This is a genomic window from Blautia aquisgranensis, from assembly GCF_040096615.1.
GTDB classification, from domain to species: Bacteria; Bacillota; Clostridia; order Lachnospirales; family Lachnospiraceae; genus Blautia_A; species Blautia_A aquisgranensis.
The window spans coordinates 1-9,958 of record NZ_JBBMEJ010000038.1; the positions used below are offsets into that span (position 1 = coordinate 1).

The 9,958-nt window shown below is 44.4% G+C and carries 9 protein-coding genes and 1 pseudogene; all 10 read right to left on the reverse strand.

Annotated features, from left to right (window positions below; translation table 11 throughout):
* Positions 1 to 250 (reverse strand): annotated as a pseudogene (locus WMO28_RS16555) (lytic transglycosylase); the annotation flags it as partial.
* A 94-nt stretch (positions 251 to 344) separates the two neighbouring features.
* On the reverse strand, positions 345 to 623 hold the full coding sequence (locus WMO28_RS16560) for a hypothetical protein (protein WP_349057688.1): 279 nt from the start codon (positions 621 to 623) through the stop codon (positions 345 to 347).
* Between the two features lie 272 nt (positions 624 to 895).
* Complete coding sequence (locus tag WMO28_RS16565) at positions 896 to 1,615, reverse strand: winged helix-turn-helix transcriptional regulator (protein ID WP_349057689.1); 720 nt, start codon at positions 1,613 to 1,615, stop codon at positions 896 to 898.
* A gap of 30 nt (positions 1,616 to 1,645) precedes the next feature.
* Positions 1,646 to 2,062, reverse strand: a complete 417-nt coding sequence (locus WMO28_RS16570; RefSeq protein ID WP_006428313.1) for a metal-dependent transcriptional regulator — start codon at positions 2,060 to 2,062, stop codon at positions 1,646 to 1,648.
* Positions 2,063 to 2,080: 18 nt separating this feature from the next.
* Positions 2,081 to 3,829: an ABC transporter ATP-binding protein gene (locus tag WMO28_RS16575; protein ID WP_349057690.1), complete on the reverse strand. Its 1,749-nt coding sequence runs from the start codon at positions 3,827 to 3,829 to the stop codon at positions 2,081 to 2,083.
* The gene (locus WMO28_RS16580; protein ID WP_055268008.1) at positions 3,830 to 5,614 is read right to left on the reverse strand and encodes an ABC transporter ATP-binding protein; all 1,785 of its coding nucleotides are present in this window, start codon (positions 5,612 to 5,614) and stop codon (positions 3,830 to 3,832) included.
* 15 nt (positions 5,615 to 5,629) lie between these two features.
* Positions 5,630 to 7,096 (reverse strand): ABC transporter ATP-binding protein, encoded by a 1,467-nt coding sequence (locus WMO28_RS16585; RefSeq protein ID WP_349057691.1) that lies wholly within the window; start codon positions 7,094 to 7,096, stop codon positions 5,630 to 5,632.
* A gap of 2 nt (positions 7,097 to 7,098) precedes the next feature.
* Positions 7,099 to 7,872: an energy-coupling factor transporter transmembrane component T family protein gene (locus WMO28_RS16590; protein WP_227750794.1), complete on the reverse strand. Its 774-nt coding sequence runs from the start codon at positions 7,870 to 7,872 to the stop codon at positions 7,099 to 7,101.
* A 113-nt stretch (positions 7,873 to 7,985) separates the two neighbouring features.
* A complete protein-coding gene (locus WMO28_RS16595; protein ID WP_055268004.1) occupies positions 7,986 to 8,588 on the reverse strand; it encodes an MptD family putative ECF transporter S component in 603 nt (200 codons plus the stop codon).
* A 146-nt stretch (positions 8,589 to 8,734) separates the two neighbouring features.
* Entirely contained in the window at positions 8,735 to 9,700 is a 966-nt protein-coding gene (locus WMO28_RS16600) for a helix-turn-helix domain-containing protein (RefSeq protein ID WP_055056950.1), read from the reverse strand.
* Positions 9,701 to 9,958 lie beyond the last annotated feature (258 nt).

Sequence of the window (9,958 nt, forward strand, 5' to 3'; positions counted from 1 at the left end):
CTGAGCTTCCAGAGAATGCCGCACCGCCAATGATCCCGACCATGATAACCAGAAGCAGAACCATGACCGCTCCGGCGGCTCCCAGTGCAGCCATCATGGACTGCACCGTTTTCGCTGCCGCTTCTACAGCGGCCTTAGCTGCCTTGAAGGTATTCTCTCCTGCCCTTGCCGTTTTCTGTATCCGGCGGACTCCATCGGAAGTCTGCAAGGCGGCTTTCTTCGCCGCCTGCTTCGCTGCCCTTCGTTCCATCTGCTTCTGCATCCGGGCTGTCAGGGCGTTGGAACTGGCCACCCGGAGCTTCTGCTCTGGCTGAATGCTGATCTTCGCAGACGGAGGGGCTGTCTTAATAGTACGCCTCTGTATATTCTTCGGTATCCAGCAGGGCTTCTACGCTCTCCGGCTGGGACTCTTTGGTTTCTTTTTCTTCCAGGAGCAGTTCCATACAGTCCAGAAGCAAGGTCTGATGTTCCCGGAATCTCCGCTCTGCGTTAAAATCGTTCCAGTCGTACTCCCGAAGCTTCTGGATCGTCTCTTCATCCACGTCCTGTTCACGCAGGATCTTCTCTTCCTCTGCTTTCCACTTGTTCCATCTATATTCTTCTTTTGCTTTGTTATAAGCCACTTATGTTTTCCTCCGATCTGAATTTTTGCGAAATCAAATCGGAGTGTGGCGGTGCTCTGGTCCGTTCTTCCTGTCTACAGGAATGTCCGGCATTTCTGCTGTCTCCCTGCAAACACGGATCTCCTTTGTAATCATATCTTTACAAAGGCACAGTGTATCGGATGCACCTGTCAGTTAACGGTCAGAAAACTGTCAATTGACGGTCAGTTTTTATCACCTTCTTTCCAGAATAAATAAAATAAGACGAACAATCTTTTTACGGATCATTCGCCTTACTGTTGTTCGTTTTCTTTATTCAATTCAAATTTGTAACCTATATCCCTGACACTGACGATGCAATTCCCGGCACCATCTTCAACAACATTCAGCTTTTTTCTCAGTCGCTTTACCAGACACCAGATGATATTTTTAATATCACCAACAGGATAATCTTTCCAGACAAACTGGTAAATCTGTTCAAACGTGTATACTCTCATCGGTGTCGCTGCTAATAAGTATAAAAAATTATATTCTTGTCGTGTTAAATGTAACGCTACATCATTCCAAAATACTTTATGTTTCTTATGATCCATTACAAGTTTTCCTTTATCAATCATCGTTTCGGATTGCTTTTGAGTTATTTTTTGTTTATTATTTCGTCGTGCCAATGAAAAAATCTGCAGATCTACTTCTTCTGTAGTGCTATTTATATCTATTACACAGTCTGCACCAGCGTATATTAATTCTTTTTTCCATGACATACACAATAAAGAAGAAGTATCCGTCAAGATAATAATTGGTATCTGCGTTATCTTTCTAATAGCAGATATAATATTACTTATGTTCTCTTTATAAAGGATCACTCCTATTATAAGCACATCATAAGAAAATAAACTCAAATTATGCAGTAAAATTTGTAGATTTTCTGCATAATCTGAGTTTATCTCATTGAATAGTTTTCGATATGATTGATTGTCAAAATATGCTAATATCTTGTATTTTGTGTCTTTCATATTTAATCTATTTTAGCAAAGCAACATTTTCTACTTCTTCACAGGAAAATCATCAAATGTATTGTCAATTTTTTGTGAAGCAATCTCTCTCATCGCATGCTCTTTCAGTTTTTGAAAACTTTCATCACTGACTGCATGTTCCATGCGACAAGCATCAACTTCTGCAATTTGTGGATTAACTCCAACGGATATAAGTTGATGAGTAAAAAAACAATGGCGTTCGTAAATTTTTTCAGCCACATCCCAGCCAAGGTCGGTCAGGTGTATATAATGGTTTTCGTCTGTTGTCAAAAAGCCACCCTCTCGTAAAGTTCCTACTGCGTAACATACGCTGGGTTTTGAAACCTCCATATACCGGGCAACATCCACGGAACGCACCATACCGAGCTTCTTTTGAAGTATAAGCACGGCCTCCAAATAATCCTCTCCGGCAGTATGAAGTTTCATAGGCAGCTCCTTTCGTCATTAAGCAAGACTCCAGCCAGCCGCACTCTTTCGGATATTGACAAAATCCTGATAGATACCAGGCTGTTTCAAAAGTTCCTCATGGGTTCCTTGCTGTGCAATCTGGCCGTTGTCTATAACTAAAATCTGATCGGCGTTCTGGATGGTATTTAGGCGGTGAGCGATTACAAGCAGGGTCTTTCCCTTCACCAATTCGGAAATAGCCTCCTGAATATAGCTTTCATTGTCCGTATCTACACTTGCGGTAGCTTCATCCAAAATGACAATAGGCGCGTCTTTCAGGATACAGCGGGCAATCGAAATACGCTGTTTTTCGCCGCCGGAAAGTGTTGCACCGCCCTCACCAACCACCGTCTGGAATCCGTCGGGCAGAGCCATAATGAAATCATAGCAGCGGGCTTTTCTGGCCGCCTCATAAACTTCTTCTTCCGTGGCATCCGGCTTTCCCATGATGATATTGTTGTAAATGGTGTCCTGAAACAGATACACGCGCTGGAATACCATGCTGATCTGATCCATCAATTCCGACAGAGGTACATTGCGAATATCCACGCCCCTTATCGTCACATTGCCGGATTTTACATCCCAAAGTCGCGCCAGCAAGTTTGCAATGGTGGACTTACCGCTACCGGACGGTCCAACCAGCGCTGTCATAGAATTTTTCTTCATGGCAAAACTGATATGATGCAGAACCTCTTTATCCTGATAAGCAAATGTAACATCGTTGAACAGGACTTCCGGCTGTCCCGGCTGTGCCTGAGCCGGAATATGCTGCTTGCCGTTGTCGGAAAGTTCCGGTTCATCCAATACTGCTTCAATACGATCAAGGGCAGCGTTCATAACGGTTAGTCTGGATGCTTCTCCATAGAGAGCCTTCAACGGGCCAAAAAGATCAAATACAAATAGCAGAACACCCAACACATAAGCCAAAGAAAGCGCACCGTTCTGTTCCAACACAATAGACAGGCCAAAAATTGCCGCAATACCAATACCGTAAAGGATATTCAGCCCCATTGTCCACGGGGTCATTTTCCGTTCAAAGTCAAGCGATGTATTTCTGGAACGTTTGAAATTGCCGGACAGTTCTTCGGATTTTTCTCCAAGCAGGTTATAGCTCTTAATAACACCAATGCCCTCCACAAAAGACAGCACCGCATCGGTCAGCCGTTCACTCTGCTCCTGACGGCCTGCTGCTTCTCGTAGGGAAACTTTGTTCATTCCCTTAGATACCAGCCATGCCAAAATAGTAACTATCGCAGCAATCAAGCCAAGCTGCCAATTCAGATAAAACATGAACGCCAGCAAAACCAGCGAGGACAGCAGATAGCTCATCATGTTTCCCAGCGTACTCATAGCGACTTCTTCAATGAACACCATGTCGGTACTGAGGACAGAACTGATCTTGCCAATATTGCCGGAAGTGAAATATCCCATCGGAAGTTTCCGCAGATGGCCGCCCAATTCGATACGCTTGTCAGCGAACATCAAATATCCCGCTGCACTTTGCAGGCTGTCACTAAGATAGTGGACGAACATCTGAACCAGCACAATAGCGGCAAGGCCAAGTCCCACATAAAGGCAAGTCTGCCCGGTAATGGTCGTGTTTGCAAAGCCACTCAAAACCACAAAGGCCAGAAAAATTGGCATTTTGGACAAAATGGATTCCAGAAACGCACAAACAAATGCGCCCTGAATACGGTTCTTATAACGGCCGGAAAGTTTCAATATTCTTGAAAACAAAGCAAACATTTATTTTCCCTCCTTTGCAGTGTGTACTTTCCACTCGGCGCTGTCTTGTGCCGCTTTCCACAACTTTTGATATTCAGGGCAGGACTGGATCAGCTCTTGATGTCTGCCCGTTGCAACCAGTTTTCCGTGATCCATAACACAAATCTGATCTGCGTTCATAATGGCTGGTAATTTGTGTGCGATAACCACAAGGGTCTTACCTTTTACAAGCTCTGCAATGGCAGCTTCCATCTTTTCCTCATTTTCGGGATCGGCATAGGCAGTTGCCTCGTCAAGCACCACAATAGGAGCATCTTTTAAGATTGCCCTTGCCAGAGAAATACGCTGGCGCTGACCGCCGGAGAGCATTTTTCCTGCATCACCAGCCATCGAATGAATACCCTGCGGAAGTTTCTCAAGGAACTCCATACACTGAGCTTTCTTTGCGGCCTCCACCACTTCTTCATCCGTTGCGTTCAGCCGACCAAGCCGAATGTTTTCGAACAGAGAGGTGTTGAACAGGTATTGATCCTGCGCCACATAGGAAATACGGCTGTTGAGTGCTTCAAGGCTCATATCGCATAATTTCTGCCCACCGATGGAAATACTGCCTTTCTGTGGGTCATAATAGTGAATCAGCAGTTTCGCTAATGTACTCTTGCCGGAGCCAGATTCACCAACAAGGGCTGTTTTCTGTCCAGCTTTTGCCGTAAAGGAAATGTCATGGAGAACTTCATCCTCAATTACAACAGGCTTTCCATCCGGGCCGGGCTGTGTGGTCTGATAAGCGAAAGAAACATGGTCATAAGTAATGGTGTCATCTTTCCCGTGGAACGCATCTTCTGTCTGCTGGAGCTCCGGCGCATCCAACACCTGCTCCAATGCAGAAATTTTATAGTTGAGCTGGGGCATGGTAGGCAGGAAACCGAGAGATTTCAGTAGCGGCATACCAATACTTAAAGAAAGACACAGTACCAAGATCAAATTAGGCAGAGTAGACCAGCCAGAGAGAACGAACCATGCGCCAACAGGCAAAGTCAGAATAATGGTGCATGGAAGCAGACTGCTGTAAATTGCCATCCACGGCCACGCCGCCTTGTACCACGCCAGAGTATAGTCCCGATAATCTGATACATCTTTGCGGAACCGCTCATAGGAATCTGCGTCCTTATTGAATACCTTGACAACTTCCATACCGTTAATGTACTCAATAATGGTATTGTTCATCTTCTGTCCGGCCATGTAGTAAGGCCCCATTTTCTTCATGCCGACGGAATACATCGTCATCATGGCAATCAGACTGATCGGAATAGATGCCAGCGACAGAAGCGCCAGTTTCCAATCCACAAAGAACATTGCCACATAAACCGCAATAGGGATCATCAGATTTGCAATTCCCTCCGGCATGGAGTGAGCCAGTAAAACTTCCAGACTGTCTACATCATCCACGAACAGCTTTTTGACTGTGCCGGTGCCTTTATCCTGAATGACACCGAGGGGCAGCTTTTCAAACCGTTTTTGAAGTGCCGTTCGCAGACGGAGCAGCGTGTCATAAGCGGCTTTGTGAGAAAGATTCAGTCCCCAGCCATAGAAAAGGGCTTGCAGCACCAGACACGCCAAGACAAGAGCCACGCGCGAAATGATAAAGGATGCTCCAATAGATTCACCCATGACCAGCGGCGCTATCACCTGATAAGCCAGCACAAAGGGCAGGACACCCATCAGGACGCTGACCAGCACGATGGCCGTTGCTGCATAAAGCCCCTTCTTATGAGGCCCTGCATACTCAAATACTTTTTGAAACATAATTCCAACCTCCTATCAGGTAAAATATTTTTCGGACAGCGTTTTCAAAATTTCTGGCGAAAGCCTTTGATTTTGAATAGCCCCGTCATCATCCAACTGAACCACCTCCGTACAGGTACGGACAATAAATTCAAAATCGTGTGACACCACAAACACGATCACACCAGAGCTTGAAAGTTGTTCGATCAGTTTGCTGACACGCACCATAGAATCGTAGTCCAAACCACTGGTAGGCTCGTCAAAGTAGATCACTGGGCTGCCCTTTACGATTGCTGCACCGATAGTAACCCTCTGCTTTTGACCACCTGAAAGGGATGCCGGATGCCGTTCACGGTAATCTGATAGTTCCAGTGCTTTCAGCGTTTCATCCACTTTTTCTTTGCAATCATCCTTCATACCAAGGGATAGTTCTTCCTCCACACTGCTGGCAAAAAGCTGATAATCCGTATCTTGCATGACAAGATAGGAAAGTGACCGCCGCTGGCGTGGTGTAAGTTTTTTTCCGTCAAAGCAGACCTCGCCGCGCTGCTGCTTTAGCAGACCCGTTAAAATAGATAAGAGGGTTGTTTTTCCAGCTCCGTTATGGCCCAGAATACCGATCACATCTCCTGCATGAGCTTCAAAGCTGACATTTTGAAAAATATCCGGCACCTTCTTGTAGGCAAAGCCTAAATTGTGAACATTCAGCCGATGTGTCTCATCCTTTGTGTGCGGCTTTTCCTGATAATGTTCTGCATCGCGTTCCGGGTATGCTGTCCGCAGGCCATAAGAAATTCGTGTTTCTTCAGGCAGAGAGCAAAACTGTTCCCTTGTGAACTCATGCTCAATTTTTCCATTCTGAATCAGAAAGGCTCGGTCAATCAGATCGCGCAAATAATAAAAACGATGCTCTACCACAAAAATGGTGTATCCAGCGTGTTTCAGTTTTCCCATAATTTCTGCCAGCCGTTTGGTAGCGGCATAGTCCAGATTGGCCGATGGTTCATCAAAAATATATACTTTTGGCCCCAGCGCATAGACAGAACCGATTGCGATCTGTTGTTTTTCCCCGCTGGATAAAGCAAAGATACTTCTGTTTAAGTAATCTACCAATTCCAACTCTTTCGCCGCTTTTGCAATACGGTCAATCGTTTCCTCGCGGGGCAGTCCGAGATTTTCGCAGCCGAAAGCCAATTCCCGCGTGGTATCCGTCATAAAGAACTGAGAACGTGGATCTTGGAATACCGTTCCAACCTGTCCTGCCAATTCAGACGGCTTCATTTCCAGCAGCGAATGGCCATCCATAAGCAGATCGCCTTGGATTTCTCCGGGATAAAAGTGCGGAATCAGACCATTAAGCGAGCGGATCAGGGTTGTTTTGCCGCAGCCGCTTCGCCCAGTCAAAAGAATAAATTCTCCTGTCTGTACGGTCATATCAATGCCACGGAGGGTAAAGTCTTTGCTTTCTTCATAACGAAAGCTAAAATTCTGAAATGAGATCATCGTCACACCCTCCATAAAATGATTTCCCCGATTTTAGTCTGGTCAATAAACAGCAACCCGGCCAAAAAGAGGATACCCAACAGCGATACCACAATTTCCCGCCACGAAAAACGGATTGGCCGCAACGCATATCGTTTGCATTCCAACTCCAGACCGCGTGTTGTGCCGGATGCAGCCAGTTCATCGGTAACTTTCAAGCACCGCATTAGCAGAGGTATCAAAATGTATTCTATGGTTGCTAACGGATGGGATACTCGTTTCCACACGGTATCGCTGATACCGCGAATATCCATCGTGCTTCGGATTTGTCGATATTCAATCCGTAAAGTAGGGATATATCGGAACATAACAACAAGGGGGATTGTGACTGCCTGGGGCAGCCGCATCCGTTGAAGTGCCACCATTAAGTCATCCATGTATGTAGTTCGCAATATCCAAAGTCCCATCATCATGATAGGAATCAATTTTAAGACCGTCACGCCGAACACGCTCATAATCACACTTAAAACCGGAACTTGGACATAACGGAGCAGGGCATTGAGATAAGCAACAATAATATAGATCACTATCATTTTGACAGCCCATTTTCCACCGTTACCCAAGGCAATAAACAGCCCATAAACCAGCATGAGTGCGAGACTGACAACTTCTCCGGCCAGAAAATAACTGACAAAACCAATGCAGACCAAAAGAAGTATCTTGCAACGTGGGTCGAGGAGCGCAGAGCCATGTAGGGGCTGGCGCTCAATTATTTGTTTAATTTGTGCTTCTTCCATTCAAATGTCTCCCTATAAAAATCAAAGCGCGGGACTGTTCTCAGCCCCACGCTCTGAAGTCAGGCAGCCCGCTTGCCTGTATTGCCTGATAAAGTTTCAGGGGGCTGATCCTGTTATTTTACTGAAACAAGTCCAGCTTTGATAAAGTGTTTTTTCAATGCTTTCTGACCGATAAAGCCACCAATCAGGCCGCCCACCAATCCGGCAGCAACAATGACTACCAGCATGGGAACGGAAGTAATGTTCAACATTCCCTGAATGTACTCCGGAGCAATATTGTTTTTCTCCATTGCTCCGACAAACGCGCTTTGAAGAAATTTGATAGGGCAGATAGCACTAAAAGCAAAAATAGCACTGAACAGCGCATAGGCTGTCATCATGGACTTCATTGTAATTTCATTCCGGCTCATAACCAGGAAATCGCAGATGACACCGCCAATTATCAAACCGATAGGAATGAACCAGAAAGCACCCACCAGCAGAAACAGGATAGCCTGAATTGCGGCGCAAATGGTAAACACGCCTTTCTTCGGTACCTTAGCCAGTAGAAGCATCATAACGATACCATTCGGGATTGCAACAACGGATGGGTAAAATACATTTGTTACCGGTCCAGCCACGCTCATAATGGTGCTGATAATCATGCAAATAATCCACATAAGGGCCGTTAAAACACCGATGAGAATAAAATCTTTCGCATTTAACTTTTGTTTCATAATACTTATTCCTCCTCCCTTTATTTGGAAAATAAAAAATGCGATGTGGTTAATCTTCTCTAACCACATCGCAAATTGTACCAATTTTCGTCGTTACATCCAACCCAAACTCGATTTCATTCTACCCAAAATCGGTATTTTTAGGTTTAGCCAATCGTATTTTCATCTTTATAATTCTTGGGTATTACCCCATATTTCTTTTTGAACGCAGCCGCAAAGTTGCTTGGTTTTGAATATCCAACCAGCATCGCGATCTGACTTACGTTCAAGTCACTTTCCAAAAGAAGCCCCGCAGCCTTTTCCAGTCTTTGATCTATAATATATGCGTGAACCGATGTTCCAAATAAAGAATTAAATCCTTTCGTCAGTTTAGAAACACTGATATTTACCTTTTTCGCCAATTCCTCACAGCTTGGTGCAAAAGCAAGCTGACTGTCAATAATCCTTTTTGCTTCGGTAATCGAATCCCTGTCACTTTTGGAAATGCTAATATGGTTCGATGAAAGAATACTGAGTTCCAATACTTCACTTAAATATACAGACAGCAATTCAAAAACTTTACTTTCCAAGAATAAATACCCTAAACCACCTCGGTATTGCGTAAAATCTTTTACCTCCGCAAAAATGTGCTCCATATACGGGGTAACGCTCACTTTTGAAATCCCTGTCAGTAATTTCTTTTCATAAGCGTTTATTTCACTATCTTCAAAGTAGTCATTCAAAATTTTGTGAAAATATGGCATGGGAATTTTTATATTCTTAAAAAGGAAATCTTTCTTCCCAGAATAACACAAATATTCCATTTTACCATGTCCCCGATAAATGCAGGATTCGCCTTTCTGGATGCTGACACTTTGACGTGCATCTGCAATATTCCACGATACGCCATCATTGAAGCAGAATAAAAGTTGAATATAATCTTCGCAGCTTACACCCTGCACATTCATATCTGAAAAATAGTTCATTTTCCAGTCTGATACAACAGCTCCTTGCTTTGTAACAACTTGCGAAATCTGACCTGTTCCCATATCAGCCGGAATATCTATTGTCACTGTCTGCGGAGAGTTGGAGAGCAGATCGTGATACAGCTTCGTCATATATTGGTTTGTCATTGTGCGCCCTCCTTTTCTAGTTAGTTGAAGCTAATCACATAATACTTTATATTTGTTTTTTAGTCAAGGTAATCTAAACTATTGACTACTCTCTAAGAGTCAACATATTAATTTTCAAAGTATGCCATATCCCATGATTGTTCCGTTATTGATATCATAACTTCTCTGGTTCACGGCATCGCTGGAGTTTCCCTCTACCGTATATACGGTACTTCCCTCAGTTTTCTCCACGATTCCCACATGGTCTGAGGTTCCGTC

Bases quoted from the DNA above. Each gene is read 5' to 3' on its own strand.
- WMO28_RS16585 (WP_349057691.1), bottom strand. From the start codon at position 7,096: ATGATCTCATTTCAGAATTTTAGCTTTCGTTATGAAGAAAGCAAAGAC.
- WMO28_RS16565 (WP_349057689.1), bottom strand. From the start codon at position 1,615: ATGAAAGACACAAAATACAAGATATTAGCATATTTTGACAATCAATCA.
- WMO28_RS16595 (WP_055268004.1), bottom strand. From the start codon at position 8,588: ATGAAACAAAAGTTAAATGCGAAAGATTTTATTCTCATCGGTGTTTTA.
- WMO28_RS16570 (WP_006428313.1), bottom strand. From the start codon at position 2,062: ATGAAACTTCATACTGCCGGAGAGGATTATTTGGAGGCCGTGCTTATA.
- WMO28_RS16575 (WP_349057690.1), bottom strand. From the start codon at position 3,829: ATGTTTGCTTTGTTTTCAAGAATATTGAAACTTTCCGGCCGTTATAAG.
- WMO28_RS16590 (WP_227750794.1), bottom strand. From the start codon at position 7,872: ATGGAAGAAGCACAAATTAAACAAATAATTGAGCGCCAGCCCCTACAT.
- WMO28_RS16580 (WP_055268008.1), bottom strand. From the start codon at position 5,614: ATGTTTCAAAAAGTATTTGAGTATGCAGGGCCTCATAAGAAGGGGCTT.
- WMO28_RS16600 (WP_055056950.1), bottom strand. From the start codon at position 9,700: ATGACAAACCAATATATGACGAAGCTGTATCACGATCTGCTCTCCAAC.